The 26,788-nt window shown below is 74.5% G+C and carries 25 protein-coding genes and 1 pseudogene; 11 read left to right on the top strand and 15 right to left on the bottom strand.

Features of this window, described 5'->3' with window-relative positions; translation table 11 throughout:
• Positions 1–30 precede the first annotated feature (30 nt).
• Complete coding sequence (locus ACEQ2X_RS00660; protein WP_370323809.1) at positions 31–1,455, top strand: ADP-ribosylglycohydrolase family protein; 1,425 nt, start codon at positions 31–33, stop codon at positions 1,453–1,455.
• A gap of 6 nt (positions 1,456–1,461) precedes the next feature.
• Here ACEQ2X_RS00660 and ACEQ2X_RS00665 read toward each other — a convergent pair whose 3' ends face one another.
• The gene (locus ACEQ2X_RS00665) at positions 1,462–1,875 is read right to left on the bottom strand and encodes a DUF5946 family protein (protein WP_370323810.1); all 414 of its coding nucleotides are present in this window, start codon (positions 1,873–1,875) and stop codon (positions 1,462–1,464) included.
• Between the two features lie 44 nt (positions 1,876–1,919).
• Here ACEQ2X_RS00665 and ACEQ2X_RS00670 point away from each other — a divergent pair, with 44 nt between their 5' ends.
• The gene (locus ACEQ2X_RS00670) at positions 1,920–2,498 is read left to right on the top strand and encodes an N-acetyltransferase family protein (protein WP_370323812.1); all 579 of its coding nucleotides are present in this window, start codon (positions 1,920–1,922) and stop codon (positions 2,496–2,498) included.
• A gap of 44 nt (positions 2,499–2,542) precedes the next feature.
• Here ACEQ2X_RS00670 and ACEQ2X_RS00675 read toward each other — a convergent pair whose 3' ends face one another.
• From ACEQ2X_RS00675 to ACEQ2X_RS00685, 3 genes are all read right to left on the bottom strand, one after another.
• Positions 2,543–3,133, bottom strand: coding sequence for a Uma2 family endonuclease (locus ACEQ2X_RS00675; protein WP_370323813.1), 591 nt, complete (start codon positions 3,131–3,133; stop codon positions 2,543–2,545).
• A 64-nt stretch (positions 3,134–3,197) separates the two neighbouring features.
• Positions 3,198–4,541: an FAD-binding protein gene (locus ACEQ2X_RS00680; protein ID WP_370323814.1), complete on the bottom strand. Its 1,344-nt coding sequence runs from the start codon at positions 4,539–4,541 to the stop codon at positions 3,198–3,200.
• Positions 4,542–4,784: 243 nt separating this feature from the next.
• On the bottom strand, positions 4,785–6,464 hold the full coding sequence (locus tag ACEQ2X_RS00685; protein ID WP_370323815.1) for a LuxR C-terminal-related transcriptional regulator: 1,680 nt from the start codon (positions 6,462–6,464) through the stop codon (positions 4,785–4,787).
• 118 nt (positions 6,465–6,582) lie between these two features.
• On the opposite strand from ACEQ2X_RS00685, the gene ACEQ2X_RS00690 reads away from it, so the two are divergent.
• Positions 6,583–7,149, top strand: a complete 567-nt coding sequence (locus tag ACEQ2X_RS00690; RefSeq protein WP_370323816.1) for a Uma2 family endonuclease — start codon at positions 6,583–6,585, stop codon at positions 7,147–7,149.
• A gap of 3 nt (positions 7,150–7,152) precedes the next feature.
• On the opposite strand, the gene ACEQ2X_RS00695 is transcribed toward ACEQ2X_RS00690, so the two are convergent.
• From ACEQ2X_RS00695 to ACEQ2X_RS00720, 6 genes are all read right to left on the bottom strand, one after another.
• Positions 7,153–8,121 carry an NAD(P)-dependent alcohol dehydrogenase gene (locus ACEQ2X_RS00695; protein ID WP_370323817.1) on the bottom strand — a complete coding sequence of 323 codons (969 nt, stop codon included), beginning with the start codon at positions 8,119–8,121 and terminating at the stop codon, positions 7,153–7,155.
• Positions 8,118–8,648, bottom strand: coding sequence for a nitroreductase family deazaflavin-dependent oxidoreductase (locus ACEQ2X_RS00700; RefSeq protein ID WP_370323818.1), 531 nt, complete (start codon positions 8,646–8,648; stop codon positions 8,118–8,120). The genes ACEQ2X_RS00695 and ACEQ2X_RS00700 overlap by 4 nt, the downstream gene beginning before the upstream one ends.
• Positions 8,649–8,737: 89 nt before the next feature.
• On the bottom strand, positions 8,738–9,664 hold the full coding sequence (locus ACEQ2X_RS00705; RefSeq protein WP_370323819.1) for an aldo/keto reductase: 927 nt from the start codon (positions 9,662–9,664) through the stop codon (positions 8,738–8,740).
• 35 nt (positions 9,665–9,699) lie between these two features.
• Positions 9,700–10,581 carry an RNA polymerase sigma-70 factor gene (locus tag ACEQ2X_RS00710; RefSeq protein WP_370323820.1) on the bottom strand — a complete coding sequence of 294 codons (882 nt, stop codon included), beginning with the start codon at positions 10,579–10,581 and terminating at the stop codon, positions 9,700–9,702.
• On the bottom strand, positions 10,578–11,159 hold the full coding sequence (locus tag ACEQ2X_RS00715; protein ID WP_370323821.1) for a carboxymuconolactone decarboxylase family protein: 582 nt from the start codon (positions 11,157–11,159) through the stop codon (positions 10,578–10,580). Before ACEQ2X_RS00715 ends, ACEQ2X_RS00710 begins: the two co-directional genes overlap by 4 nt.
• Positions 11,160–11,253: 94 nt before the next feature.
• The gene (locus tag ACEQ2X_RS00720) at positions 11,254–12,459 is read right to left on the bottom strand and encodes an ATP-binding protein (protein ID WP_370323822.1); all 1,206 of its coding nucleotides are present in this window, start codon (positions 12,457–12,459) and stop codon (positions 11,254–11,256) included.
• 109 nt (positions 12,460–12,568) lie between these two features.
• Here ACEQ2X_RS00720 and ACEQ2X_RS00725 point away from each other — a divergent pair, with 109 nt between their 5' ends.
• From ACEQ2X_RS00725 to ACEQ2X_RS00735, 3 genes are all read left to right on the top strand, one after another.
• Positions 12,569–13,339 (top strand): cyclase family protein, encoded by a 771-nt coding sequence (locus ACEQ2X_RS00725; protein WP_370323823.1) that lies wholly within the window; start codon positions 12,569–12,571, stop codon positions 13,337–13,339.
• A gap of 133 nt (positions 13,340–13,472) precedes the next feature.
• Positions 13,473–15,131 carry a thiamine pyrophosphate-binding protein gene (locus tag ACEQ2X_RS00730; protein WP_370323824.1) on the top strand — a complete coding sequence of 553 codons (1,659 nt, stop codon included), beginning with the start codon at positions 13,473–13,475 and terminating at the stop codon, positions 15,129–15,131.
• Between the two features lie 177 nt (positions 15,132–15,308).
• Positions 15,309–15,548, top strand: coding sequence for a hypothetical protein (locus ACEQ2X_RS00735; protein ID WP_370323825.1), 240 nt, complete (start codon positions 15,309–15,311; stop codon positions 15,546–15,548).
• A 117-nt stretch (positions 15,549–15,665) separates the two neighbouring features.
• On the opposite strand, the gene ACEQ2X_RS00740 is transcribed toward ACEQ2X_RS00735, so the two are convergent.
• A complete protein-coding gene (locus ACEQ2X_RS00740) occupies positions 15,666–16,238 on the bottom strand; it encodes a dienelactone hydrolase family protein (RefSeq protein ID WP_370323826.1) in 573 nt (190 codons plus the stop codon).
• A gap of 97 nt (positions 16,239–16,335) precedes the next feature.
• Between ACEQ2X_RS00740 and ACEQ2X_RS00745 the strand changes: the two genes are divergently transcribed.
• The gene (locus ACEQ2X_RS00745; protein ID WP_370323827.1) at positions 16,336–16,956 is read left to right on the top strand and encodes an ArsR/SmtB family transcription factor; all 621 of its coding nucleotides are present in this window, start codon (positions 16,336–16,338) and stop codon (positions 16,954–16,956) included.
• A gap of 37 nt (positions 16,957–16,993) precedes the next feature.
• Positions 16,994–17,566: a Uma2 family endonuclease gene (locus tag ACEQ2X_RS00750; RefSeq protein ID WP_370323828.1), complete on the top strand. Its 573-nt coding sequence runs from the start codon at positions 16,994–16,996 to the stop codon at positions 17,564–17,566.
• A gap of 3 nt (positions 17,567–17,569) precedes the next feature.
• On the opposite strand, the gene ACEQ2X_RS00755 is transcribed toward ACEQ2X_RS00750, so the two are convergent.
• On the bottom strand, positions 17,570–20,089 hold the full coding sequence (locus tag ACEQ2X_RS00755; protein ID WP_370323829.1) for a S8 family serine peptidase: 2,520 nt from the start codon (positions 20,087–20,089) through the stop codon (positions 17,570–17,572).
• Between the two features lie 125 nt (positions 20,090–20,214).
• On the opposite strand from ACEQ2X_RS00755, the gene ACEQ2X_RS00760 reads away from it, so the two are divergent.
• Complete coding sequence (locus tag ACEQ2X_RS00760) at positions 20,215–20,874, top strand: nitroreductase family protein (protein ID WP_370323830.1); 660 nt, start codon at positions 20,215–20,217, stop codon at positions 20,872–20,874.
• 27 nt (positions 20,875–20,901) lie between these two features.
• Here the strand turns inward: ACEQ2X_RS00760 and pgm are convergent, their stop codons facing one another.
• Positions 20,902–22,542: a phosphoglucomutase (alpha-D-glucose-1,6-bisphosphate-dependent) gene (gene pgm / locus ACEQ2X_RS00765; protein WP_370323831.1), complete on the bottom strand. Its 1,641-nt coding sequence runs from the start codon at positions 22,540–22,542 to the stop codon at positions 20,902–20,904.
• A 66-nt stretch (positions 22,543–22,608) separates the two neighbouring features.
• Positions 22,609–23,175, bottom strand: a complete 567-nt coding sequence (locus tag ACEQ2X_RS00770; RefSeq protein ID WP_370323832.1) for a CGNR zinc finger domain-containing protein — start codon at positions 23,173–23,175, stop codon at positions 22,609–22,611.
• Positions 23,176–23,268: 93 nt separating this feature from the next.
• Here ACEQ2X_RS00770 and ACEQ2X_RS00775 point away from each other — a divergent pair, with 93 nt between their 5' ends.
• Positions 23,269–24,216, top strand: coding sequence for a DMT family transporter (locus ACEQ2X_RS00775; protein ID WP_370323833.1), 948 nt, complete (start codon positions 23,269–23,271; stop codon positions 24,214–24,216).
• A 47-nt stretch (positions 24,217–24,263) separates the two neighbouring features.
• Here ACEQ2X_RS00775 and ACEQ2X_RS00780 read toward each other — a convergent pair whose 3' ends face one another.
• Positions 24,264–25,844, bottom strand: coding sequence for a hypothetical protein (locus tag ACEQ2X_RS00780; RefSeq protein ID WP_370323834.1), 1,581 nt, complete (start codon positions 25,842–25,844; stop codon positions 24,264–24,266).
• Between the two features lie 178 nt (positions 25,845–26,022).
• On the opposite strand from ACEQ2X_RS00780, the pseudogene ACEQ2X_RS00785 reads away from it, so the two are divergent.
• Positions 26,023–26,729: pseudogene (locus ACEQ2X_RS00785) on the top strand (alpha/beta hydrolase); the annotation flags it as partial.
• Between the last annotated feature and the right edge of the window lie 59 nt (positions 26,730–26,788).

Consider the following 26,788-nt stretch of genomic DNA (forward strand, 5'->3'; position numbering starts at 1 on the left):
CGTCACACCCTTCGGGCATCCTCTGGGGGCATGCGGATCGACAGGGATCGCGCGGCCGGCGCGCTGGTTGGCCTCGCCGCCGGCGACGCGCTGGGTGCGGGGTTCGAGTTCACCGTGCCGGCCGACGACGAGCCGATCACCATGAGGACCGGCGTGATGGGCTTCGCGCCGGGCGAGTGGACCGACGACACCGCACAGGCCGTCGGCATCGCCCGGGTGACCGCGACCGGGTCGACCGACGTCGAGGCGATCGGCGCGCAGTTCCTCGACTGGTACGCGACCGACCCGCGCGACGTGGGCACGACCACGCGGGCCGCACTGGACCCGGTGGAGGGACCGGGTCAGCTCGCCGCCGCCGCGGCTGATCACTTCGCCGCGACCGGTCGGGGGGCGGGCAACGGCAGCCTGATGCGGACCGCGCCCGTCGCCCTGGCCCACCTGGGCGACGACGGCGCCATCGCGCGGCTGGCGACCGACGTGAGCCTGCTGACCCATGGCGACCCGTTGGCCGCCGAGGCGTGCGTGCTGTGGTCGATCGCGCGCGACCGGGCCGTCCGCGAGGGGGTCCTCGACGTGCGGGCCGGCCTGTCACTGCTGGGCGAGGGCCGGCGAGCGTTCTGGGCCGACGCGCTCGACACCGCCGAGGCCACCCCGCCGGCGCACTTCCGCCAGGGCAACGGCTACGTCGTCACCGCCCTGCAGGCCGCCTGGTCGGCGATCCACCACACCCCGGTCCCCGAGGACCAGCCGTGCCGCCACCTGGCCGACACCCTCGAGGCGGCGGTGCGGGTCGGCGGGGACACCGACACGGTCGCGGCCATCGCCGGTCAGCTGCTCGGGGCGCGTTGGGGCAGCTCGGCCGTGCCGTGGCGGTGGCGGCGGATGCTCCACGGGTGGGGTGCGGCCGGGGTGCACGACCTCGTCCGCCTGGCGATCCTGACCGCGTCGGGCGGCGCCGACGACCACCTCGGCTGGCCGAGCGCGCCGTCGCTGGTCGAGACCGCTCGGGCCCGCGGTGAGCGGCAGGTCTTCTGCGCCCCCGCCGACCATGACGGCGACCTGCTGCTCGGCAACCTCCCAGGCCTTCCCACCGCGGTGTCCGAGGGGGTCGATGCCGTCGTGTCGCTGTGCCGCACCGGCCGCGCCGAGACCCCGCCCGGCGTGGAGCACCACCGCTTCTGGCTGGTCGACCAGCCCGGACCGGACGTGAACCCGAACCTCGCCTTCGTGCTGGACGACGCCGCCGAGGCGGTCCGCACCCTCCGCCAGGAGGGCAAGCGCGTCTACCTGCACTGCTGGGGCGGGCGCAGCCGCTCGGCCACCGTCGCCGCCCTGGTCGCCGCCGCGGTCACCGGCGAGGATGCCGCGACGACCCTCGAGAAGGTCGGTCGGGCGCTGCCCGAGGCGCGCCCGAACCCGACGTTCGCCGAGCTGCTGCGGCGTCGACTGGGGTGACGGCGGTCACAGGTCCGCCAGGACCGCCCGCGCCCACGCCGTGACCCGGTCGGCGTGGACGTCGGGGTCGGGCGGGCCGACGTCGGCGACCGTCATCGACCAGCGGCGCAGGGTCGGGGGCGGGGCATCGTCGCCGCGCACCCGCGCAGCCCCGTCGAAGGCCCCGCCCATCCGCGAGCAGATCTCGCTGATCGGGACGTCGTGGACGACGACGTCCTCGAGCGCACGGCGCAGCCCCTCCCTCGCGGCGGTGGGGAGGGTGAACGCCGCCGGGTGCTGCAACTGGTAGCAGACGACGGTGTGGAAGTGGACCGGGCCGGCGCGGACGTCGGAGAACTCGAGGGCCAGCAGCTCGTCCCACTGCCCCCGGCAGCCCAGGCCGTCGCGGTCGGGGGCACCGCACTCTGCGCACGTTCCCATGGGTGGGAAGTCTCGCAGTCACACCCCTGGGCTACGGTGCGCAGGTGGACATCGAGGTCAAGCCGGCGACGCTCGAGCGCTTCGACGACGTCGCGATCATGGTCGGCCCGAAGAAGCCGACGTCGAACGTCTGCTGGTGCCTCAGCCACCGGATCGATTCGAAGACCAACCGCGAGCTCGCCGGGCCGGCGCGGGGCGAGTACATGCGCGACCTCTGCGCCCGCGACGTCGCCCCGGGCGTGCTCGCCTACGACGGCGACGACGTGGTCGGCTGGGCGGCCGTCGCCCCCCGCGCCGAGCTGCCAGTCGCGCGCTCGAAGCTGATCCCCCACGTCGACGACCTGCCGGTCTGGTCCGTGATCTGCATCCGCGTCCGCCCCGGCCACCGGGGTGCGGGGATCCGCCACCACCTCCTCCGCTGCGCGGTCGAGTACGCCCGCGCCCACGGCGCCCCGGCCGTCGAGGGCTACCCGACGGACAACGAGGGCGAGAAGGTGGACACCACGATGGCGTTCGTCGGCACCCGGTCGCTGTTCGAGACGGCCGGGTTCACCAAGGCGTCCGACACCGGTTCGGTGGCCGGCGGGTTCCCGCGGGTGCTGATGCGCCTGGACCTGCGCTGAGGCTGCGCTCGGCCCGGCGACCGATCCGGCGCCCGATCCGGCGGCTACGCGCCCTCGCCGAAGGTGAACGCGAACAGGTCGGCGAGGGGGACCTCGATGCCGCAGGCCATCAGGACCTCGTCCGCGCGGTGCCGGCTGACCGCGGCGAACACACCGTCGACGGGATCGGTGTGGACGACCACCTGCCGCGCACCGAGGTCGACGATCCAGTAGGCCGGGACCGACGCCTCGGCGTAGATGGGTGCCTTCACGACCAGGTCGCGTCGCAGGCTGCTGCCCGCCACCTCCACGACCAGCTCGGCGACCTGCGGGTGGCTGCGCACCCCGTCCGGCGGTGACCAGCGCGCTGGCACGATGGCCAGGTCCGGCTCCGGTTCGGAGTCGTCGGTCGCGGCCCACGCGCTCTGCACCCGCACGTGGAGGTGATCGGGTAGCCGCCGGGCCAGCCACATGTTCAACCACTGCACCGCCATGTCGTGCGGCACGCCCTTCGCGGCCATCGTGACGACCATCCCCCGCAGCAGCTCGACCGGTTCGTCCTCGAGCACCCCCGTCTCGACCAGCGCGTCGTACTCCCGCCGCGTCAGGCCGCGCACGGCCTCACCCAGCTCGCCGGCGATCTCGAGGGTGGTCATCGCATCCATCGCACACCTGCCGCGCAGATCAGGTCAACCAGTGGGTGTGGACAAGTGTGCCCCGTCACGCCGCCGCTGACGGGGCGGCGTCCCGGCCGAGGGATCCGCTGAGGACCCGCCACATGGTGCGCGGGTGCATCAGCGCCTGCGGGCGGTCGACCAGGCCGATGACGCGGATCAGCGCGTCCGCGACCTCGGGGTCCCGGTGGGCCACGGGCAGGACGTGCTGCAGGTAGGCGGTGGTCGCCTTCCACGCGAGCGGCCGGGGCCCCTCCACCTCGGGGTGGGCCAGCACCGCGCCGCTCGAGAGGTCCCACGCGTCCTGGACGACGGGCAGGCTCGCCTCCGCCAGCCGTGGGCCGACGGTGGCCGGGCCGTGCGCGTCGAGCACCTCCCCCAACGCGATCGCCTCCGCGATCCCGACCGCCATCCCCTGGCCGAAGCGCGGGTCGAAGGAGCAGACCGCGTCGCCGAGGACCGCGAAGGACCCGGGCATCCGGTCCAGCCGGTCGTAGCGGTTCCACGCGAAGGCGGGGAACGCGTGGCGGGCCGGCTCGCTCACCGGCGTCGCGCCGTCGACGATCCGGTGGAGGTCGTCGACCCACAGGCTGCCGGCGTAGGCGGCGAACCCCTCCAGGTCGGCCGGTGGGCGCTCGCCGAGCATCCCCATCAGCGTGACCAGCCACCGGTCGCCCTCCACGGCGAGGGCGACCCCGCCGCGGCGCTGGCCGGGTGGGATGTCGACCAGGACGTTGCGGGCGCCGCCCAGGTCGGCGGGATCCCGGTCGAACAACCGGGTGGTGTAGTGCACGCCGACGCTCAGGCGCTCCTCGGTCGGCGGCGTGTAGCCCAGGTCGGCCAGCCACCGCGGCGCGGCGGACCCGCGGCCGGTCGCGTCGACGACCAGGTCGGCGTCGAGGTGCCGCTCCTGCGCGGGATCGGCCTCGGACTGCAGCCGAACGCCGGTCACCGTCGCGCGGTCGTCGGTGGTGACCAGGTCGCGGGCGCTCCACCCCTGGAGCAGATCGACACGCTCGAGCGCCCGGACCCGGTCGCGCACGACCTGCTCGAGCAGCGGGCGGGTGGCACCGGTGATCCGCAGGGAGGGGTCGCGGGCGGCGACGCGGCCGCCGCCCATGTGGAAGCGCCACTCGGGGGCGGGGATGATGCCGGCGCCGGCGGCGGCCAGGTCGTCGGCGATGTCCGGGAGGAGCGATTCCAGCCGTTGCAGCCCGCCGGGCACCAGGAGGTGGATGTGACGGCCCTGCGGCACCCCGTCCCTCGCGGTCGGACCGGTGGGGGCGGTGTCGCGGTCCACGACCGTGACCCGGTCGTGGCGAGCGGCGAGCGTGGTGGCGGCGGCGAGGCCGGCGATGCCGGCTCCGAGGACGACGGCGTGACGGGTCATCGGGATCCTCCTGCGGTCGGAGCGGACACCGATGACGCTATGGAGGGGGAGGGGTGGGCCGCGTCGGGCGAACGGCGCAACCTCGCGGTCGGCGGCCTACACCATCTGGTGCACGGCGACGAGGCCCCGCCGAGGCGTCGATCGCCCCGACCGCCGCGCGGTGCGTGCACGATCGGGGCCTCCCTCGTCCCACGGCGAGATAGGCCCCGATCGCGCCCGGGCGGGGCCGTCACAGCGGGGCCGTCACACCAGGCCGTGCTCGTAGGCGTACGCGGTGGCCGCGGCCCGGTTGGGCAGGTCGAGCTTGGTGAAGACGTTGTGGAGGTGACGGGCGACGGTCTTGTCGCTGACGACCAGCCGGCCGGCGATCTCGCGGTTGGTGAGCCCCGCGGCGACCAGTCGGATCACCTCCACCTCGCGTGGGGTCAGCGCCGTGGACTGGTCCGGGCCGCCGGCGTGCACGCCGTCGAGGTGGTCCAGGTCCGGGGTGGCGCCGAGGGCTGCGAAGACCTCCCGGGCCGCCTGTCGCTCGATCGCCGCGGTGTCCGCGTCGCCGAGCTGGTCCAGGGCTCGGGCCACCAGCACCCGGACGCGGGCCGTCTCGTGAGGTGCATCGAGGGCCAGCCAGCACGACCGGGCCTCGACGAGCGCGTCGAGCGCCGGCCCCGGACGGCCCTCCGCGAGCAGCAGGGCGCCGCGGGCCGCGGTGGCCAGGGCGACGACCACCGGCGTGGCCTGGGCGTCGGCGAGCGCCTCGAGCTGGGCGCAGGCGTCGGCGGCGGCGTCGCGCTCGTCCGCGGCGAGCACCACCTCCACCGCGGCGGCCAGCGCCTCGGCCCGCGGGCGGGTGTGGTGGACCTCCGTCGTCACCGGGGGGTACACGGCGGTCCGGTCGTCGATCACGCGGCGCATCGTGGCGACGGCCGTGCGGACGCGGCCCTGGGCCAGCCAGAGCAGCGCGAGGCCGGGGTGGGGGTCGTGGCCCCTCGCGGTCGCGTGCTGGTAGGCGGCCTCGGCGTCGGCGTGCTCGCCGCGGAGCCGGTGCAGCTCGGCCCGTTGGTAGAACGCCATCCCGGCCGCCGGGTCCGGGGGGTCGGACAGCCGGTCGCAGGCGTGGTCGGCATCCTCGACCGCCTGGGTCCAGTCGCCGCGGAGCTGGGCGAGCTCGGCCCGGTGGACCAGGCAGGTGCCGCGGAAGGCGACCAGCCCCGGCTGCGCCTCGCACCACCGGGTGAGCGCATCGGTCCACCGCTGGGCGCGACGGACGTCGGCCACCTGCTTGCAGGCGAGGATCACCCCGCAGTACACGATCCCCGCCGGCAGCGGGGCGACCTCGCGGGCGTCGACGGCCACCATGACCTCGTCGAGTAGCGCGATCCCCGCCGCGGTCTCCCCCAGGCGGATGCGGGCCTGCCCCTCTCCCAGCCGGCCGAGCGCCACCAGGTCGGCGTCCCCGTGCTGGGCCCCGATGCGCGCGGCGTCGGCGAACCGCTCCCGGGCCATCTCCGCGTCGTCGCCGTCCAGCGCGGTGAGGGCGGCGATGAGCCGGGCGATGCCGACCTCGGCGCGGTCGGGGGATGCCGTGGTGGAGATCAGCCGGGTGGCGCGGGCGAACCACCCGCCGCCGCGCTCCACGTCGCCACGGCCCATGACCAGCGCCAGGCCGAGCCAGAAGGCGCACCGCGCCGCGCGCAGGGGCTCGCCGTCGGCCAGGAACGCGGTGTGCGCGCGGACCCAGGCGTGCTCGGCGACGTCGTCGTGGCCGGTCAGCCAGGCGCTCTCCGCGTACCGCTGCAGGTCCTCCGCGGCCATGGCCGCCGGTTCGTCCGCCTCGACGGCCGCGAACGCGGTGCGCGCCTCCTCCCAGGTCCAGGCCTCGGCCGCGGCGCGACCCCGTCGCAGCTCGGCGGTCACGTCGATCACGGTGCGGGCCTTCCCACAGACCCACCGTAGTCACATCCGGACCTAGACTTCTCCACAGCGCGACGCGATTCCGCGTCGCGCGACGGCAGATCTGGTGTCGGATGAGGAGGTGACCAGCGTGCTCGCCCCCAGCCCGACCCTGCCGGAGGAGTTCCGGCCGTTGCGCGTCGACGAGTACCACCAGCTGATCGAGCTCGGCGTCTTCGAGGGGACGAAGGTGGAGCTCGTCGGAGGTGTCCTCGTCGAGATGAGCCCCCAGGGACCTGCGCACTTCGGGTTGATCCCCTATCTGAACCACCTGCTCGTCAGCCTGGTGGGGGACGACTACACCGTGAGCCCACAGGGGCCGGTGATCGCCGACGAGATCTCCGAACCCGAACCGGACTTCGCGATCCTGACCAAGCGGGACACCCGCCGCACCGGGAAGCCCACCGACGCGCTGCTCGTCATCGAGGTCTCGAACAGCTCCCTCCGGTTCGACCTCGGCGAGAAGGCCCGCCGCTACGCCGGCGCCGGGTTCGGCGAGTACTGGGTCATCGATGTCCAGGACCGGTCCATCCACGTCCACCGCGGGCCCCGACCCGACGGCACCTGGACGGCGGTCGAGACCGTCCGCGAGGGTGAGCTGCAGGCCGTCGCCGTCCCGCCCCTCCACCTCGACGTCGGGGACCTCCTCGACTTCTGACGCTCAGACCGTCACGACGACCTTGCCGAGCGTCCGCCCGCGCCAGACGTGGTCGATGGCCGCGGCGCCCTCGGCGAGTGCGTAGGTGCGGTCGATCGGTGGGGTGAGCGCACCCTCGGCATGGGCGTCGAGGAGGGTCCGGACGTCCTCGGCTCGCTCGGGGGCCACCACGGTGCGCAGCCGCTGCGACGTGACGAGGTCACCCAGCCGCATGGCGAGCATCAGGGGGATGGGTCCGCCCCAGGGCCCGCCATCCCCGGTCACCGACACCAGCGTCCCCGTGGAGGTCAGCGCGCGGCGGAGGTCGCGCAGCCGCAGGTGCCCGGCGACGTGGACGATCACGTCGTACGGGCCGTCGCCGGGCACGGGCTCGCGGGTGCGGTCGATCACCGCAGCGGCGCCGAGGGAGCGGACGAGGTCGACGTTCTCGGTCCGGCACACCCCGGTGACGTGCGCGCCGGCGGCGGTCGCCAGCTGCACCGCGGCGCTGCCGACCCCGCCGGATGCGCCGGTGACGAGCACCCGCTGGCCGGTGCTGACCTGCGCGACGTACCGGATGGCGTGCAGCGCCGTCGTGGAGGCGAGCGGGATCGACGCGGCGGTCACCGCGTCGACGTCCGGGGGCCGGGCGACCAGCCGCTCGACGGGGACGGCCACGCGCTCGGCGAGGGCACCTCCCTGCACGATGCCGACGACCGGGTCACCGGGCGCGAACGCGGACACCGCGGTCCCGACCGCTCCCACCCGACCGGCGACGTCGGAGCCGGGGATGCGGCGCGTCGGCCGGCGGAGCCCGAGGGCCACCCGGGCGAGCCGGGGCTCGCCGGTGGTGATGTGCCAGTCGGCGGCGTTGATCCCGACGGCCTCGACGTCGACCAGGACGTCCGTCGGACCGAGGGTCGGTTCGGCGACGTCGGCGAACCGCAGCACCTCGAGGGGCGGGCCGTAGCGGTCCTGCACCAGCGCCTTCACGCCTGGCCGCCGGCGGTGTCGCGGTGGCCGTCCGTCGCGGCGGCCACGGGGGTGCTGCGGTGGAGGATCAGCGCCTCGCGGAGCCCGACGCTGCGGTTGCTCCGCTGCTCGCGCGCGGAGAAGAGGCTGTCGACCTGCTCGATCGGGACGACCTCGGGTCGCTCGACCGCCACGCGGTCGCCGTCGTGCTCGAGGACCCCGCCGCCGGCGGCCTCGAGGTTGCGGAGCCAGTCGGTCTCGGGCCCGTAGGGGAGCACGATGGCGAAGGCGTCCCCGCGCGGCACCGCCACGACCGGCGTGCGGTACGGCGTCCCGCTGTTGCGGCCGACGTGGTGCACGACCGACGCCCACGCGCCCGGCTGCCCCGCGGACCCGCGCAGCTGGATGGGGTTCGTCACCCGGCGGTTCAGCCGCCTGATCGCCGTGAGGACGGGCCGGAACCGGAAGCGGAAGGACAGGACGAAGCCGGCGGCCAGCAGGACGAGGGTGCCGACGACGGCGACGGCGGCGGTGACGAGCGGTGGCATGGAGGTGTTCCCTTACGACGTATGGTGGCCTTACGGCGTACGGTAGACATACGCCGTAAGGCCGTCAAGGGCCGGATCGTGTCCGCGGGTCAGGTCCAGGGCAGCACGGACCGTCGGGCCCAGTAGGCCGCCGGATCCTCAGGCGCGACGGGGGGCACGTCGTCTGGGTCCACGGCGAGGGCCGTCAGGTTGGACCCCAGGTGGGCGACCGTCGCCGCCCCGGACAGGACCACGTCGACGAACGGCTGAGCGAGGGCCGCGGCGATGGCGAGGGCGTCCGTGGGTGCGGGGCCGTCGAGGCGCGCATCGCCGCGGTCGGTCAGCCGGCCGTTCGCCACGGCCTCCTTCACGATCACGCCCCAGCCGGCGGCGTGCGCCTCGGCGAGGGCCGGTCCGACGGACGGCTCGAGCAGGTTCCACGTCGCCTGGACGCACCGGAACGGCGTGTCGGGCAGGGCGAGCGCACGCCGGACGACCGCGGCCTGGTCCGGCCCGCTGACGGTCAGCCCGACCGCGACGGGTTCGGCGCGGAGGGCCTCGAGCACCTCGGCGTCGTCGAGGATCCCGCTGTCGAGGGTCGCGGAGTGCACCTGGTACAGGTCGAGGTGGTCGCCGAGCAGGGCCGCGGTCTCCGCGCGCTGGCGGCGGAACGTGGCGGCGGAGTGGTCCTTCACCTCGTGCTGCTCGGCGTCGACCCGCCAGCCCGCGGTGTAGGTGTAGCCCCACTTCGAGCCGACGGTGGTGCCCGACCCGAGCCCGGGCCAGGAGGCGAGGAACGCCTCGGCCAGGCCGTAGGAGCGTGCCGCGTCCACGTAGGTGATGCCGGCCGCGGTGGCCTCGTCCAGCACGCGGTGGGTCCGGTCCTCCAGGACCTCGACCGACCGGTCCTCGACGAGGTCCCGGTCGTGGCCGATGACGAGGTAGCCGGGTCGTCCGAGCGCGGCCAGGCCGAGGCCGATCCGGCTGACGGCGGGCCCGTCGCGGCCGAGCGTGGTGCGGGGCATCTGCGGTGGCATGCGGTTCCCCTCCTGCGGGGGTGGGGCGGTGGGCCTCAGCCTCGCGCGAGGGCGGCGACGTCGTCGACCCCTGCCAGCTTCTCGGGGTTGAACATCGCGTACACGCGCGTGATCCGCCCGTCCTGGACGTCGAGGGCCATCGCCGCCGTCACGACCCCGTCGACGGTCAGGCGCAGGCCCGGGCTGCCGTTGACCCGCACCGGCTCGGCGGCGAAGGCGACCCGGCGGGCGAACATCGCGACCAGTGCGGCCACCGTGGCGGCCCCGGTGACCGGGCGGCGCGACGCGGGCACCAGCCCACCGCCGTCCGGGATCACCACGACGTCGGGGGCCAGCACCTCGAGCAGCCCCTCCACGTCGCCGTCTCGCACGGCGTCGAGGAAGCGCTCGACGACGCGCGCCTGCTCCCCCTCGCCCACGTCGACCCGGGGTCGACGCGCGGCGACGTGGTCGCGGGCCCGGTGGGCGATCTGGCGGACCGCGGGGACGGACCGCCCGACCGCCGCGGCGATGTCGTCGTAGGGGGTGTCGAACACCTCCCGCAGCACGAACACCGCCCGCTCGACCGGCCCCAGCGTCTCGAGCACGGTGAGCATCGCCATCGAGATGCTCTCGGCGAGCTCGACGTCCGCGGCGACGTCGGGGCCGGTCGCGAGCGGTTCGGGCAGCCACTCGCCGACGTAGTCCTCCCGCCGCCGCGAGAGGGTCCGCAGGCGGTTCAGCGCCTGCCGGGTCGTGATGCGGACCAGGTAGGCGCGGTGGTCGCGCACCGCCGCGTGGTCCACCTCGGCCCACCGCAGCCACGTCTCCTGGACGACGTCCTCGGCGTCGGTGGCCGAGCCGAGCATCTCGTAGGCGACGGTGAACAGCAGGCGGCGGTGGCGCCCGAACGCGTCGTCGCGCGCGGGCGCGGTCATGTCGGCGCGCCCGCGGTGGACGACGGTTCGGCGAGGGGGACGCGGCAGGCCGTGGAGAGCCCCTGGGACTCGATCCCCATCGCGACGTTCGAGCGGGTGACCAGGTTCGCGTAGCCGATCCACGCGGTCAGCTCGACCACCCCCGGGGCGCCGAGCGCCGCGACCAGCCGGTCGACCTGGGCGTCGGTGGCCTGCGGCGGCGTCTGGCTCATCGCCTCGGCGTACGCCATCACGTCGCGCTCGAGCGGGCTGAACACGTCGCTCTCCCTCCAGCGGGGCACCTGGCTGATCGTCTCCTCGTCGAGCCCTTGGTCGTGGGCCCTGTAGTAGCCGTAGTCCAGGCAGAACGCGCAGCCGACCAGCGCGGCGACGGCCATGTGGGCGCAGACCTTCAGGTGCGGGTCGACCCGGTCCCAGCGCTCGGCCTCCTGGCCCATCGCGCTGAGGACCACCAGCACGCGGCGGTGGTGCCACATCACGCCGAGGGCGTCGGGGACCTCTCCGAGCGCCCGGCGGCTCATGCGCGTGGCCAGGTACCCGGTCAGACCGGTGAGCGGTGTCGGGGGGATGCGGGGCATGTCGTCCTCCTCGGTGATCGTCGGTGTCATGGAGACACCGGCCGGACCCGAGTCGTGACAGGCGGGGTCGTCGCGTTGTCGAGGTGCTGGTCGGTCACCGGTCCGCCCGCAGGTGGCCGGCCAGCCCGGGCAGGCCGAACTCGAACCGGCCCCGCCCGGGGGCCATGCGGATCAGCCCGCGGTCGACCAGCGCCCGGACCGTCGAGCCGAGCTGGGAGGACCGGCGGCCGAGCCGCGCGGCGACCGCTCCCGTCGTCCGGTCGGCGTCGTCGACGGCCGCCGCCGCCCGCAGCCAGTCGTGCTGCAGGTCGCCGAGCCCCCTGAGGCGCTCGGCGTAGAACCCGTCGAGATCGGCCCGGGCGATCGCGTACCCCTCGTCGACCTCCTCGACCGTGATCACCGGCCCCGTCCCCGCCGTCCACACCCGGTGGCCGATGAGGTGCAGGAAGTACGGGTAGCCCTGGACCAGCTCGACCAACCGGTCGAGGGCCGGCGCGTCGATCGCGACGTCGCGGTTGGCCGCGAAGGCGACCAGCCCCTCCCGGACGTCGGCGTCGCCCAGCAGGCCGAAGTCGAGGTGCCGGCTGCGCTCGAAGAACGTCGCGCCGGCCTGCTGCAGCTGGCCGACGACACCCGGCAGCCCGGCGACGTACACGCCGATCGGCAGGTGCCGTCGGACCCGCGCGCCGTTCGGCGCGGTCTCGAGCGTCGCGGTGGACTGCGCCTCCTGCAGGGCGTGGCACAGGTCGGCGAGCGCGGGCGCGGCGATGTTCTGCGCCTCGTCGACGAGGACCAGGAGCACCGCACCGCGCTCGGCCGCCAGCCGGCCGGCCTCGACCAGAAGGCGGGACAGCTCCGCCCCGCGGTCGATCGTCGCGCCCGACGGCCGGGCGACCTCGATGCCGATGCCCTCGGGGCCCACGCGGATGCCCGCGAGCAGCCGCAGCGCGTCGAGGCTGCGGGCCGACAGCCGGCGGGCCAGGTGGTGGGCGTCGAGCGCCTCGGCGAGGCGCTGCAGCAGGTCGGCCACCACGCCCTCGCCTGGCCTCGCCGACACGCGGACCGGCCAGTCGCCGGCCTCGCGGGCGTCCTGCTCGAGGTGGAGCAGGAACACGGTCTTGCCCACCCCGCGGTCCCCGGTGACCAGGCGGGCCTGCTCGTAGACGCCGTCGCGGAGGCGGGGGAGGAGGACGTCGTCGAACTCCGCGAACTCCGCCCGACGGCCGGCGAAGACCTCGGGCACCGCGCCGTAGCCCGGCGTGAACGGGTTGTTCCGGGCCGTCCGGCGATCCTCCGTCACGGACGTAACCTTACACGAGGATGTACCGGTGTGTCGCTGTCGCGGTCGTTGCGCTGGCCGGTCTACGATCCCGCACGCCACGGGGCCCACCGACGAGGAGCCACCCCACATGCCCGTGCTCGCCGACCTGCTCGCCGCGCTGTCCGACGGATCGATCGAGGTCATCGACCTGACCGCCCCGCTGTCGGAGGAGACGCCGATCCTCGAGCTGCCGCCCGAGTTCGGTCAGACCCAGCGCTTCACGCTGTCCGAGATCAGCCGCTACGACGACCGCGGCCCGGCCTGGTACTGGAACAACTTCCACACCGGCGAGCACACCGGCACCCACTTCGACGCCCCGAACCACTGGGTGACCGGGCAGGACGGCGCGTCGATCGACGCCGTCCCGGTGCGGGACCTGATCGCCCCGGCCGTCGTGCTGGACGTCACCGCCGAGGTCGAGGCGGACCCGGACTTCCTGATCGAGGTCGCGCACCTCGAGGCCTTCCAGGAGACCCACGGCCCCCTCCCCGCGGGCGGCTGGCTGCTGTGCCGGACCGGCTGGTCGTCCCGGACGTCGCAGGAGGACATGATCAACAACACCCAGACCGGGCCGGCCAGCCCGGGCATGTCGGCGGCGTGTGCCCGCTGGGTGGCCGAGGAGTCCCCGCTGCAGGGCATCGGCGTGGAGACCGTCGGCACCGACGCCGGCGCCGCCCACTCCTTCGACCCGCCGTTCCCCTGCCACGCGTTCCTGCTCGGCAACGACAAGTACGGCCTGGCCCAGCTGCAGAACCTCGACCGCCTGCCGCCGACCGGCGCCGTCGTCATCGCCCCACCCCTCAAGATCGTGGGAGGGTCGGGGTCACCGGTCCGGGTGCTCGCGCTCGTCGAGGGCTGATGGTGGGGGTGTCGGTGGGGGCGTCGGCGGTGGGGTCGGTGTCACGGGTCCTCAGATCTGAGCCGCGGGTGCCTGGGGGGACCCACCTCTCGGATCTGAGCGCCAGGGCGGCGGGATCCAGGGGGGTGCAACCGTGAACGTGGCGGAGGCCGTCGGGCGGGCCCTCGTCGCCGTCGGGGTGGACCTGGTCGCCGGCGTGGTGGGCTCCGGGAACTTCCACGTCACCAACGCGATGGTGGCCGCCGGCGCCCGGTTCGTCGCCAGCCGGCACGAGGGCGGGGCCGCGACGATCGCCGACGCGTACGCCCGCACCGCCGACCGGCCCGCCGCGCTGAGCGTCCACCAGGGCTGCGGGCTGACCAACGCGATGACCGGGATCGCCGAGGCCGCGAAGTCCCGCACCCCGCTGATCGTGCTGGCCGCCGAGGCGACGAACCGGCACTCGAACTTCTTCGTCGACCAGGACGCGCTGGCCACGGCCGTCGGCGCGCTGTCCCACCGGATCGCCGACCCCGCCACCGCGGTCGCCGACACCGTCGAGGCCGTCGCCGCCGCCGTCCACGGCCGCCGGACCGTGGTGCTGAACCTCCCCCTCGACGTCCAGGTCGCCGAGATCCCCGACGGGATCGCGCCGGACACCGCGGTCCTGCCCCCGCCGCCGGCGCCGCCCCATCCCTCCCCCGAGGCGGTGGCCCGGCTGGTCGAGGCCCTGCGCGTCGCCGAGCGGCCGGTCTTCGTCGCCGGCCGTGGGGCCAGGTCCGCGGCGGCCCGGGACGCGGTGGTCGACCTCGCGGAGCGGTGCGGGGCGCTGCTCGCCACCTCCGCGGTGGCGAAGGGCCTGTTCGTCGGCCACCCGTGGTCGCTCGACGTGTCCGGCGGGTTCTCCTCACCGGTCGTGGCCGAGCTGATCGCGGACGCCGACCTGATCGTCGGGTGGGGCTGCGCGCTCAACATGTGGACCATGCGCCACGGGGCGCTGATCGGCCCGGGTGCCACGGTGGTGCAGGTGGACGACACCGCGTCGGCACTGGGCGCTCACCGGGCGCTGGCGTTGGGGGGGGAGGGGGACGTCGCGGTCACCGCGCGGGCAGCGGGGGAGGGGTGGGGTCGCGAGGGGTGGGGTCGCGTCGCGTCGGGGTACCGCTCGCCGGCGGTGGCCGAGCGGCTGCGGAGCGGGCGGCGCTGGCAGGACGTGCCCTTCGAGGACACCTCCACGCAGGAGCGGATCGACCCGCGGACCGTGTCCCTCGCCCTCGACGACCTGCTGCCCGCGGACCGGGTCGTCGGCGTGGACTCCGGCAACTTCATGGGCTACCCGTCGATGTTCCTCGATGTCCCGGACGAGCGGGGGTTCTGCTTCACCCAGGCGTTCCAGGCGATCGGGCTGGGCTTGGCGACCGCGATCGGGGCGGCCCTGGCCCAGCCCGACCGGCTGCCGGTCGCGGCGGTGGGGGACGGTGGGCTGACGATGAGCGCGGCCGAGCTCGACACCGTCCGGCGGCTGGGGCTGCCCATGGTCGTGGTGGTGTACGACGACGACGCGTACGGGGCGGAGGTCCACCACTTCGGCCCCGACGGCCACGACATCTCGACGGTGCGGTTCCCCGAGACCGACCTGGCCGCCGTCGCCCGCGGGTACGGGTTCACGGCGGTGACGGTCCGGTCCGTCGCGGACCTCGATCCGGTCCGGACGTGGCTCGCTGGCCCGCTGGACACCCCGCTGCTGATCGACGCGAAGGTCGTCGAGGACCAGCCGTCGTGGTGGCTCGAGGAGGCCTTCCGGGGGCACTGACCGGGAGCTCGACCGGGGCCGGTGCTGCGCGACCGGTGCGGTGGGGCCGGTGCGGTGGGCCGGTGTGGGCGGGGGCAGTGGCTGGGCGCGTGCCGTTCGGCGCCCGTGGGTCGATGGCGGGGACGTACGGGTGCCGCGCGGTCCGGAGATGGCGTCCCGTGATGCGCCCGTGGGTCGATGGCGGGTCTCGTGTTGGCCGTCGCCGTCCTGTGGTGCGCCCGTGGGTCGATGGCGGGTCTCGTGTTGGCCGTCGCCGTCCTGTGGTGCGCCCGTGGGGCGATGGCGGGTCGCGTGCTGGCCGTCGCCGTCCTGTGGTGCGCCCGTGGGTCGATGGCGGGTCGCGTGCTGGCCGTCGCCGTCCTGTGGTGCGCCCGTGGGTCGATGGCGGGTCTCGTGCTGGCCGTCGCCGTCCTGTGATGCGCCCGTGGGGCGATGGCGGGTCGCGTGCCACCGCCCGGCCACCCGTTCGACGCCTATGGGTTGATCGCGGCACCTCCCCCCGGGGGTCCTGAGGCACCCTGCTCCGCCGAACCCCTACCGCCCGGCCAGGAACGCGACCACCCGCTCGGTGAGCAGCGCCGTCGCCTCCTCGTCGTAGCTCGGCAGCGAGCGGTCGGCGAAGTAGTGCTGGTCGCCGGGGTAGGTGAACACCGCCACCTCCGGGTGATCCGCCGCCAGGGCCTCCGCCGCCTCGAGGTCCCCCTCCTCGGCGAAGATCGGGTCTGCGTCCATGCCGTGCACCTGCGCGGCCAACCCGTCCGGCCATGCCCCGACGTACTCCGCTGGTAGGCAGGAGTACAGCAGCACCGCCCCGCGCGCCCCCGGTCGGGTCTGGGCCAACCGCTGGGCCGGCACGACCCCGAGGGACATGCCCGCGTAGACCAGCTCGGCCGGCAGGTCCTCGGCCAGGCGCACGGCCCGCTCGGCGATGACGTCGAACCCCTCGGACTTGACGCGGGCCATCCCCTCCTCGATCGACCCGTACGTGTGCCCGTCGAACAGGTCGGGGGTGTGGACGGTGTGGCCCGCCTCGCGGAGTTCGTCGGCGAACGCGATCACCCCCTCGGTCAACCCCTGGGCGTGGTGGAACAGCAGGACCTCGGCCATGGCTGGCCTCCTTGTGCCCGACGGCGGGCGCGGTGATGATCGGACGTGACGATCCGGAACTCTAGAACGATCCAACTATCCCGATCAATAGGCGGCCATGTCTGACCTGCCCGACTACGACCTCGACGACCTGCAGATCATCACGACGCCGCAGGAGATCAAGGCCGCGTTCCACGACCTCCGCGAGACGATCTGCGACCTGCTGCTCGAACGGGCTGCGACGGTCGGCGAGCTGGCCGAGGCCGTCGACCGGCCGAAGAGCACCGTCGCCTACCACGTCGGGGTGCTGGTCGACGCCGGCCTGCTCAAGGTCGTCCGCACCCGGCGGGTCCGCGCCATCGAGGAGCGGTTCTACGGTCGGACCGCCCGGATCTTCTACGTCGGCCAGATCCAGCCCGAGCAGCTGCGGGACATCCCGAACCTGCTCAAGCACGCCGCGGCCGAATCAGGCCCAGCTCACGCCGCGGACCGCCTTCGTGCCATCCAGCGCCACGCCCGGATCCCGCGGGAGCGCGCCGCTGAGTTCTGGGACCGCGTCTTCGACCTGACCCGCGAGTTCAGCGCGATCCCGCGGGACGGCGACACCGTCTACGGGTTCGTCGCCGGCCTGTACCCGACGTCGGGCCGCCCCTCCCTCCCCGACATCGACGATCCACCGGCCGACCATCCACCGGCCGACCATCCCCAGGCCGGCCGTCCACAGGCCGGCGGATCTTGACCGCGCCGCCACCGCGTGCCCCACTACGCGCATGGCCATGAGCGATGTGCTCGCCGAGCTGTCGTCGACCGTCCGCCCGATCTCCCGGCGCGAGTTCAACGCGTGGGCGGCGGAGGGGTGGTTCGCCGACGAGCAGGTCGAGCTGATCGACGGGGTGATCGTCACCATGGCCGCAGAGGGCGGACCGCACCTGAAGGTGGTGATGTGGCTGAACAACCACCTCGCCCGGGCGCTCGCGGACGACCGGATGGTCGGGGTGTCCCACCCCTACGCGGTCAGCGAGTGGAGCCAGCCCCAACCCGACGTCGCGATCGTCCGGACCGCCGACTTCGAGCGGATCACCGACGCCGTCGCCGCGGCCGAGCTGGTCATCGAGGTCGCCCACTCGAGTCGCCGCCGTGACCTGTCGATCAAGACCCGCCTGTACGCCGAGGCCGCGGTGCCGGAGTACTGGGTCGTCGACCTGGTGCAGCGCCGGCTGGTCATCCACACCGAGCCGGCCGGCGACCGCTACGCGACGGTCCGGACCCTCGACCCCACCGCGGCCGCGACCGCGGTGGGGGTGGAGGTCGACCTGTCGACCCTGTTCGGTCTGGCCGAGCCCGCCTAGCGGCTACGCGCAGTTCGCCTGGGGCTGGCTGTACAGCTGGTCCAGGGTCACCGCGGCGGAGTCGGTGATCACGTCGGTCCCACCCGCCAGGAAGTGCTGGCCGCCGAGGGCGCTGAACCCGCAGTAGACCCCCAGGACCGGGTCGGTCACGACCGACCCGTCGTCGCCCTCCAACGGGACGAACAGGTTCCCGAAGGTGCTGATCAGCGTGGCGGACAGCACGTGGGTGAAGTCGCGGCGCAGGTTCACCGCCACCGTGCCGATGCCGCTGTCCACGCCGTCAGCCACCAGCTCGTTGAACATCAGCACGCTGACGGCGAGGGACGTCTCGACCCGGCTGGGTCCGGCCAGCCGGTCCACGGACAGGCCGAGCGCGCCGATCTGCTGGGCGACAGCGTCGCTCAGCACGGCGGTGCCGCCGACCAGGAACACCCGGCTGGGTTGCAGCTGGGTGAGGGCCTGACGGGTCACGTCGTTCAGCGCGCCGGTCTCGGTCACCAGGATCGGGATGCCGAAGTAGCTGGCCATCTGCCCGGCGCCCACGGCGTCGGGCCAGTTGCCTGCGAAGGTCACGAACGCGAAGTCGCGCTCGCGGCGGTCGGTCACGGCCTTGATCTCCTCCACCAGCTCGCTGCCCAGGGCGGCGGTCTCGAACCGGCTGTTCCCGGCCAGGCGGATGATCCGGTAGCCCATGGCCTGCAGCTCGCCCTCGAGGGTCGCGGGCAGCGCGGCCGTGCCGCCCATCAGCACCACCTGGCCGCCGGGCGGCAGGACGCGCTGGATCTCCGCGGCGGTGGCGGAGGCGAGCGGCCCGGTCGAGGTGGTGTACAGGAGCGGGCCCAACCCGTAGCCGACCGCGCTGCCCGACAGGGCGTCGGCGAAGTTGTCGACGCGGGCCAGCACCACGTGGGCGGCCGACTGGTCGGGCAGGCCGCTCGACACCGCGACGGCTTGGGCGATCGGGTCGGTGGCCCCGCCGGTCGAGACGCGGATGATGCCTTCGGGCGTGCCGCCGGGCGGGGGAGGGGTCGGGGGCGCGCCGCCCTCGGCCGGGAAGCTCGGGCGGGGGCCGAGGATCAGCCCCTCGCCGCCCTGCGCCGCCGCGAGCGCAGCCGCCACGTCGACGAGGCCCTCGCCGAACTCGACGTCGCGGCCCGGTCCGCCGAGGTCCTGGGCGGTGTTCTCGATCACCGCCTGGACCTGGTCGATCGACAGCGACGGCACCACGGACCGGATCAGCGCGACCACCGCCGCGATGTAGGGCGAGGAGAAGGACGTCCCCGTGATCACGTCGTAGGCGAACCCGGGGTCGCACCCGAGGGTCTGCCCGCCGTTGCCCGGCAGGCAGGTCGTCAGGATCATGTTCGCGATGGCCGCGTCGACGGTCTGCTCGGCGGGGAAGACGCCGCCCGGCGCGGCGACGTCGACGAAGTCGTTGGTCTGTGAGTAGTCGGCCCGTTGGTTCTGCGAGCCGGTCGCGCCGACGGAGATCACGCCGTCGCAGGACGCCGGGACCGACGTGCCCGAGGTGCCGTTGTTGCCGGCGGCGGCGACCACGACGATGCCGCGTGCGCGCGCGTTGTTGATCGCCGCGGTGTAGGCAGCGGGGCAGGCCGGACGGTCGCCGCCCAGGCTGAGGTTGATCGCGAGCGGCGGCTCGGGGAGGGAGGCCATCGCCTCGATCGCGGCGATCGTGGCGTCGTCCGGCGGGCCGGGGGGGCAGCCGTTCCGGTTGGAGGTCAGGGCGACGTCGATGATCCGCGGCTCCCACAGCACGCCGGAGACGCCTCCGCCGTTGTTGCCCCGGGCGCCGACGACGCCCGCGACGGCGGTGCCGTGGCCGATCCCGCACTCGTCGTTGGCGAGCTGGCCCGGTGCGACCTGGCCGTTCGCGGCCTGGAGGCTCTGGACCACGATGCCGTTCAGGTCCGGGTGGTCACCGGCGACGCCGGAGTCGAGGACGGCCACGAGGGGCCGGCCGTTGCCGACGCTGACGTCCCACGCCGCCTCGATGTTGGTCCGCTGGTGCGCCCACTGGGCCCCGTAGAGCTCATCGTTCGGCGCGGCCGCCCACTCGTTGATCAGGTTCGGCTCGACCGCGATGACGCCGGGCAGGGAGGCGAGCTCGCGGGCCACCTCCACCTCGCTGCCCTCGGCCGTGCGGACCAGGGCGACCTGGCTGCCGATCGCGTCCGCCGAGGCGAAGCCGGCGGCGGCGAACCGCGGTGCGGCCACGTCGGCCAGGACCCCGTCGAGGGCGACCCCGTCGGTCGTGGTGACCAGCAGGCTGCCCGGCACCACCTCGGGCGCGTCCTCGTCGGAGCCGATCTCGCCGCTGGCGAACGCGAACCGCAGCGCCGCGAGATCGGCGGTGGTGTCCTCGGCCGCGGTGTCGGCGACGCCGGCGGTCGCGTACGTCGGCGCCGGGTCGGGCGCCTGCGCGGCGGCCGGGCCGGCGAGGGTCGTGGTGAGCATCGCGAGCGCGGTCAGCACGACCACGGCCCGTCGGGGGGTGAGGGGCATGAAGGGGCCTTTCAGGACCTGGTCCCGCCAGTGACGCGAGGAGTCTAGGGCGCCGGTCGCCGGTGGGAGAACCCCACGTGAGGGAACCGTTAGCTGCCGTCGTCCAGAGTGGTTCACTGCGGTCCATGGGCCACCTCACCACCGACGAGCTGCTGACCACCACCCGGGCGGTGCGCAAGCGCCTGGACCTGACCCGCGACGTCGACCCGGCGGTCATCCGCGAGTGCCTCGAGATCGCGATCCAGGCACCCAGCGGGAGCAACCGGCAGGGCTGGCGGTTCCTCGTCATCACCGATCCCGAGATCCGGGCTGGGATCGCCGGGTTCTACCGCCGGTCCTACGAGGCGTACCGCGCCTCCCCCGGCTACGCGGGCCGCGGCGGCAGCGACGACCCGGACCGCGTGGCGACCCAGTCGCGGGTGGCGGACTCCGCGGACCACCTGGCCGCCCACCTCCACGAGGTGCCGGTCCTGTTGCTGGCCTGCATCCACGGCCGGCCGAGCGGGGACAACCCGGCCGGGTTGTACGGATCGATCCTGCCGGCGGTGTGGAGCTTCATGCTCGCCGCCCGCGACCGCGGGCTCGGGACCGCCTGGACCACCCTCCACCTGGCCTACGAGCGCGAGGTCGCCGAGCTGTGCGGCATCCCCTACGACGAGGTGACCCAGGCCGCGCTCATCCCGGTCGCCCACCACGTCGGCGACGACTTCGGGCCCGCGCCGCGCGCCCCGCTCAGCGAGGTCGTCAACGCCGACCGCTGGGACCAGCCGGCGGCGTGGGTCTGAGTCCCCGCCGGCGTCCTGCGGGCGCACTCAGCCCAGGACGGCCTGCACGACCTCCTGAGCGGCAGCCTGGACCTCCGCGAGGTGGTCGGGGCCGCGGAAGGACTCCGCGTAGATCTTGTAGACGTCCTCGGTGCCGGACGGCCGGGCGGCGAACCAGGCCGACTCGGTCGTGACCTTCAGCCCGCCGATCGGGGCGTCGTTTCCCGGCGCGGCGGTGAGCGTGGCGGTGATCGGCTCGCCGGCCAGCTCGTCGGCGGTGACGTCCTCGGGGGACAGGCCCTTGAGGCGGGCCTTCTGCTCGCGGTCGGCCGGGGCGTCGATGCGGGCGTACGCCGGGTCGCCGTGGCGCTCGACCAGGTCGGCGTAGTGCGCGGAGGGGCTCTTGCCCGTGGTCGCGAGGATCTCCGAGGCCAGCAGCGCGAGGGCGATCCCGTCCTTGTCGGTGGTCCAGGTGGTGCCGTCGCGGCGGAGGAGGGACGCGCCGGCGGACTCCTCCCCGCCGAACCCGAGGGAGCCGTCGAGGAGGCCCGGCACGAACCACTTGAACCCGACCGGGACCTCGACCAGTCGGGCGCCGACGTCCCGCGCGACCCGGTCGATCATCGACGAGCTGACCAGGGTCTTGCCGATCGCGGCGGACTCGGGCCAGTCGGGTCGTGCGCCGCCGAACAGGTAGCCGATCGCGACGGCCAGGAAGTGGTTGGGGTTCATCAACCCCGCGTCCGGGGTGACGATGCCGTGGCGATCCGCGTCGGCGTCGTTGCCGGTGGCGATCTGGAACTCGTCGCGCCGCTCGACGAGCGAGGCCATCGCGTCAGGCGAGGAGCAGTCCATCCGGATCTTGCCGTCGGTGTCGAGGGTCATGAACCGCCACGTCGGATCGACCAGCGGGTTGACGACCGTCAGGTCCAGGCCGAGGCGCTCGGCGATGTCCCCCCAGTAGCCGACCGCCGCGCCGCCGAGCGGGTCCGCGCCGATGCGGATGCCGGCCTCGCGGATCGCGTCGACGTCCAGCACCGAGGCGAGGTCGGTGACGTAGGTGCCGAGGAAGTCGTAGGGCTCGGCCGTGGCGCGCGCGGAGGGGAAGGGGGTGCGGCGGACCTCGGAGAGCCCGCCGGCGATCAGCTGGTTCGCCCGGTCCGCGATGGCGGAGGTGACGTCGGCGTCCGCCGGTCCGCCGTGCGGCGGATTGTACTTGAACCCGCCGTCGCGGGGCGGGTTGTGGGAGGGGGTGACGACGATCCCGTCCGCCAGGCCCGACCCGGTGGTCCGACCGCCGTTGGCGCGGAGGATCGCGTGGGACACCGCCGGGGTGGGGGTGTAGCCGTCGCGGTCGTCGATGAGGGTCGTCACGCCGTTGGCGATCAGCACCTCGAGCGCGGTCGCCCAGGCCGGCTCGGACAGCGCGTGGGTGTCCCGCCCGATGAACAGCGGCCCGTCGACGCCGGCGGACCGGCGGTGGTCGCAGATCGCCTGGGTCGTGGCGAGGATGTGCGCCTCGTTGAACGCCGTGTCGAGGGCGGACCCTCGGTGCCCGCTGGTCCCGAACGCCACCTGCTGGGCGACGTCGTCGGGATCGGGGGAGAGGGTGTAGTACGCCGTCACCAGGTGGGCGACGTCGACGAGGTCCTCGGGCTGGGCGGGCTGTCCTGCGCGGTCGTGGGCCATGCCCCGCATCCTTCCACCACGACGGCCGGGTTGACGCGCCGGCGTGGCCCGACCCACAGTGGGCCGTCAGCGCGACCGGCGGGCCGCCTTCCGGGCCCGGTACGCGGCGACGTGGGCGCGGTTGGCGCAGTTGCCGACGTCGCAGTAGCGCTTCGACCGGTTGCGGGAGAGGTCGACCAGGACGGCGTCGCAGTCCTCGGCGTCGCAGCGGCGCAGGCGGCTGAGCTCGTCGCCGCGGACCAGGTCGAGCACCGCGAGCGCCGCCTCCACCGCGATGCGGTCGGCGAGGGGTCGGCTGGGCTCGACGGCGTGGATGTGCCAGCTCCAGCCGTCGTGGCGGACCAGCTGCGGGAGGGCGCGGTGCTCGCGGAGCAGGCCGTTGACCAGGTCCACCACCGCGGTCTCGTCGTCGGTCTGCCACAGCCCGGCGAGCCGCTCCCGGACCGCGTGCACGGCCTCGAGCTCGGCGTGGTCCCGGGTCCGCGATCCGGTGTAGCGGTGCGCCTCCACGAACGCGTCGAGGTCATCCGGCGAAGCCAGCCCCTCCACCCCCCCGTCCGCCCGCGAGGGGTGGGTGTTCACCAGCGCCGCGGTCGCGAGCAGCGCCACCTCGGTGTCATGGGCGAAGGGCATGTTGACTCCTGACAGGTGCTCGCGTACTGTCAGGATCGTACTCCCTCGACACTCCTGACGTCGCCTGTCGGACGTCCGCCCCGGAGCCCGCCCATGTCCCCGACCACCGACGTCCGCGCCCTCGCCCTGGCCGCGGTGTCCGCCGCCGCGTTCGGCCTCTCCGGCCCCTTCGCGAAGGCGCTGCTCGACGCCGGGTGGTCGCCGTCGGCGGCGGTGCTCGCCCGCGTGGGCGGGGCCGCCGCCGTCCTGGCCCCCCTCGTCGTCCGGCAGTGGCGACGTCGCCGGCCCTCCGCGGCGAACGCCCGGATCGTGTTGGCCTACGGGCTGACGGCCGTGGCCGGGACGCAGTTCGCGTACTTCTCCGCGGTGCAGACGTTGTCCGTCGGTGTGGCGCTGCTGCTCGAGTACCTCGCGCCGGTGCTGCTGGTGGGCCTGGCGTGGGCGCGGACCCGGTCCGCTCCGCCCACGGGGACCCTGATCGGCACCGTCCTGTCAATGGTCGGGCTGGTGCTGGTCCTCGATCTCGGCGGCGGCGTGTCGGTGGATCCGGTCGGCGTCGCGTGGGGGCTGGCCGCCGCCGTGTGCCTGTCCGCCTACTTCGTCCTGTCGGCGCGGGTCGACGACGGCCTGCCCGCGGTCGTGCTGGCTGGCGGTGGGCTGGCGGTCGGCACGGTCACCCTGGCCGTGCTGGGGGTGGCCGGCATCGTGCCGCTCGAGGCCAGCACCGGCCCGGTCGAGCTGCTCGGGGCCTCGGTCAGCTGGCTGGTCCCCGTCGTCGTGCTGGTCGGGGTGTCGACCGTGGCCGCCTACCTGACCGGCATCACCGCCACCGCCCGGCTGGGATCGCGCGTCGCCTCCTTCGTCGGGCTGACCGAGGTCCTCTTCGCCGTCCTCGCCGCGTGGTGGCTGCTGGGCGAGCTGCCGGTCCCGATCCAGCTGCTCGGCGGCGTCGGGATCGTCGCCGGCGTGGCGCTGGTGCACCGCGACACCGACGACCGCCACGACCCGGCGTCCGAGCCCGTCCCGGTCACCACCGCCTGACGGCCGGGCGGGGCGAGCGCCGGCCGACCCCGACGTCGCACTGCTGCTCAGGTGCTGCCCGCTGCGCCTCCGCCGCCGCTGACCCCGATGCCGCTCACGGTGCTGCCGGCACCGGCCGTCGAGGCCGACGCGGTGGAGGACTGGAAGCCGCTCCACAGCACGACGTACATCGCCGGGCTGAACCCGGTCGACCCACCCGCGGCGGGGGTGAACGCCGCGAGGGTCTGACCCGCCTCACCGGCCGCCTCGATCCGGTCGTCGGCCTCGTGCGCGAGCTCCAGCGCGACCAGGTCGGGCAGGACGGCGTCGAGGTCGAGTGGCATCCGGTCGTCGTGGACGGCCTCGCCCAGCCCGGCGCGGTAGGCCTGCCAACCGACGGCGGTCTGCTGCCCCTCCGCGGACAGCCGGGAGTAGGTGGTGAACAGGACCAGGGCGGTGATCGCCGCGACGGCGAGCGCACCGGCCCCGACGAGGCCGAGCGGCGATTCGCCGAGCGCCGCGATCACGATCACCGCCAGCAGCAGGACCGCCGCCACGCCGACGATGACGCCGAGCCACCCGCGGTTGGCCCGGGCGCGCGGGTCGAGCCACCCCTCGGCCCGCATGCGGGCCTCGACGGCGGCATCGACCTGCGCATCGGACCCGGCGAGCGCCGCCAGCTCGTCGGGGCGGACCAGACCGTCCTCAGCCGCCTCCTCAAGCGCACCCCACACCGCCACCTCGACGTCGTCGCGGAGGCGTGCGCGGTCGAGCAGCCGGACCTGGGCCTTCGCCTCGTCCGCGTCGACGTCGGGATCCTCCACCTCGATCGCCACGGCTCCGCGCGTGGCCAGGTCGAGGACGGTGGCGGGGATCGCGGTGGCCTGCGGCGACCCCGCGAGCAGCGCCGCGACCACCGCGGGCGGCAGGTCGCCCGGGCGGGCCGTCGTCGGCGACACGTCCCCGGCGTCGATGGTCGTGCGGCGCCGGTGGACGAGCCCCGCGGCGGCCACCAGCGCCACCGCGGCCGCCAACGCCGCCCACAGGACCCAGCCACGCGCCGCCTCGGCCGCCCACACCTCCGCGGCGCTGACCGGCGGCCCCTCCACCGCGCTGGTAGCCAGCCGGTCGATGCCGGCCGCGAGGCTCGCGTGCACGTCACCGTCGCGCAGGGGAGGGATGAGCGCCTGCTCGACGATGGCGACCTGCTCGTCCTCTCCCACGTTGCCCTCGCGCAGCTCCGGGCCGACGAACACCCCGGCTCGGGCGTCGGTCGGATCGTCGGGGTTGCGGTTGATGAGGAACGCCGCGGCGGTCTCCGCCGCCGCGCCGGTCCGTGCCACCCACGCCTGCTGCAGCGCCTCGACCTGCTCGAGGGTCTCCTCCGGCGAGGCGTCGAGCGCGCGCACGACCGCCACCCCGTCGACGCCGGCGGCGGACAGCGCCTCGAACCGCTCGCGGAGGTCGGCCACCTCGGTCTCGGACAGCGACGAGCCGGTCAGATCCACCACGCGCTGCCCGGCTTCGAGACCGGGGAAGTCCGTGGGCGACTGGGCGGACGCCGCGGTGGCGAGCCCGAGGACGAGCAGCGCCACGAGGGCCACCACGGCGATCAGCTCGCGCTGGTGCGCCCGGGGGTCGGTGGACATGGGACGGTCTCCTCTCGGCGGTGGTCGTCGGACCGACGGTACGCGCCGCCGCGCGCCACGTGCCGGGGGGCAGGCGTCAGGATCGCGCCGATCCTCGCCGTCAGGCGAGGGAGGCCCCGATCGCGCCCGTCCTCGCGCCGGTGTCGCAGCCCGGGACTAGGGTCCGGGGATGTCCGCGTACCGGACGCCGTTCCCGCACGCCGTCGACGACCTCTTCGCCCGCGGCGACGTGCCCCCCGCCATCGTGGTCTTCGTCGACGCGATGACGCTGTACGGGGGGTCGCAGTTCGTCGACTCGCCGGGGACGGGCCCGTACCACTCGTACCTGTGCGACGAGGTCGTGCCGTTCGTCGACACGCGGTTCCGCACCCTCGACGACCCGGCCCACCGGGGGATCATGGGCAAGTCGAGCGGCGGGTACGGGGCGATGATCACCCCGATGTGGCGTCCGGACCTGTTCGGGGGGTTCGCGAGCCACGCCGGCGACGCGCTGTACGAGTTCCTCTACATCCCCGAGTTCGCCAAGTCCGTCCGCCACCTGCGCGGCCACGACGGCGACCTGATGGCCTGGTGGGCGGACTTCCAGGGCCGGACGGCGTTCACCCGCGAGGAGGACTCGACCCTCCTCATGCTCCTCGGTGTGACCGCGTGCTTCTCGGCGGACCCCGACGGCACGCCGACGCCCTCCGCGGCATGCGGGCGATCTGGCTGGACGGGGGCACGAAGGACGAGTGGTACCTCGACGTCGGCGCCGTGGCGGTGCACGACCAGCTCGCGGCGATCGGCGTGACCGACGTCCACCTCGAGCTGTTCGACGCCGGGCACGGCGGGATCGACTACCGCTACCCGCTGTCCCTCGCCCACCTGGCCGAGCGGCTCAGCTGACATCCCGGGCCGGGTGCCAGATCGGAAGAGCACACGTCTGAACTCCAGTCACAGCATAC

This window comes from Euzebya sp., assembly GCF_964222135.1.
Taxonomy (GTDB): Bacteria; Actinomycetota; Nitriliruptoria; order Euzebyales; family Euzebyaceae; genus Euzebya.

What these genes read in the sequence shown, in the direction of transcription:
- ACEQ2X_RS00660 (WP_370323809.1), top strand. Translation starts at nt 31, where the DNA reads ATGCGGATCGACAGGGATCGCGCGGCCGGCGCGCTGGTTGGCCTCGCC.
- ACEQ2X_RS00665 (WP_370323810.1), bottom strand. Translation starts at nt 1,875, where the DNA reads ATGGGAACGTGCGCAGAGTGCGGTGCCCCCGACCGCGACGGCCTGGGC.
- ACEQ2X_RS00675 (WP_370323813.1), bottom strand. Translation starts at nt 3,133, where the DNA reads ATGACCACCCTCGAGATCGCCGGCGAGCTGGGTGAGGCCGTGCGCGGC.
- ACEQ2X_RS00680 (WP_370323814.1), bottom strand. Translation starts at nt 4,541, where the DNA reads ATGACCCGTCACGCCGTCGTCCTCGGAGCCGGCATCGCCGGCCTCGCC.
- ACEQ2X_RS00700 (WP_370323818.1), bottom strand. Translation starts at nt 8,648, where the DNA reads ATGCCACCGCTCGTCACCGCCGCCGTCGCCGTCGTCGGCACCCTCGTC.
- ACEQ2X_RS00705 (WP_370323819.1), bottom strand. Translation starts at nt 9,664, where the DNA reads ATGCCACCGCAGATGCCCCGCACCACGCTCGGCCGCGACGGGCCCGCC.
- ACEQ2X_RS00710 (WP_370323820.1), bottom strand. Translation starts at nt 10,581, where the DNA reads ATGACCGCGCCCGCGCGCGACGACGCGTTCGGGCGCCACCGCCGCCTG.
- ACEQ2X_RS00715 (WP_370323821.1), bottom strand. Translation starts at nt 11,159, where the DNA reads ATGCCCCGCATCCCCCCGACACCGCTCACCGGTCTGACCGGGTACCTG.
- ACEQ2X_RS00725 (WP_370323823.1), top strand. Translation starts at nt 12,569, where the DNA reads ATGCCCGTGCTCGCCGACCTGCTCGCCGCGCTGTCCGACGGATCGATC.
- ACEQ2X_RS00735 (WP_370323825.1), top strand. Translation starts at nt 15,309, where the DNA reads ATGGCGGGTCTCGTGTTGGCCGTCGCCGTCCTGTGGTGCGCCCGTGGG.
- ACEQ2X_RS00740 (WP_370323826.1), bottom strand. Translation starts at nt 16,238, where the DNA reads ATGGCCGAGGTCCTGCTGTTCCACCACGCCCAGGGGTTGACCGAGGGG.
- ACEQ2X_RS00745 (WP_370323827.1), top strand. Translation starts at nt 16,336, where the DNA reads ATGTCTGACCTGCCCGACTACGACCTCGACGACCTGCAGATCATCACG.
- ACEQ2X_RS00750 (WP_370323828.1), top strand. Translation starts at nt 16,994, where the DNA reads ATGAGCGATGTGCTCGCCGAGCTGTCGTCGACCGTCCGCCCGATCTCC.
- ACEQ2X_RS00755 (WP_370323829.1), bottom strand. Translation starts at nt 20,089, where the DNA reads ATGCCCCTCACCCCCCGACGGGCCGTGGTCGTGCTGACCGCGCTCGCG.
- ACEQ2X_RS00760 (WP_370323830.1), top strand. Translation starts at nt 20,215, where the DNA reads ATGGGCCACCTCACCACCGACGAGCTGCTGACCACCACCCGGGCGGTG.
- pgm (WP_370323831.1), bottom strand. Translation starts at nt 22,542, where the DNA reads ATGGCCCACGACCGCGCAGGACAGCCCGCCCAGCCCGAGGACCTCGTC.
- ACEQ2X_RS00770 (WP_370323832.1), bottom strand. Translation starts at nt 23,175, where the DNA reads ATGCCCTTCGCCCATGACACCGAGGTGGCGCTGCTCGCGACCGCGGCG.
- ACEQ2X_RS00775 (WP_370323833.1), top strand. Translation starts at nt 23,269, where the DNA reads ATGTCCCCGACCACCGACGTCCGCGCCCTCGCCCTGGCCGCGGTGTCC.
- ACEQ2X_RS00780 (WP_370323834.1), bottom strand. Translation starts at nt 25,844, where the DNA reads ATGTCCACCGACCCCCGGGCGCACCAGCGCGAGCTGATCGCCGTGGTG.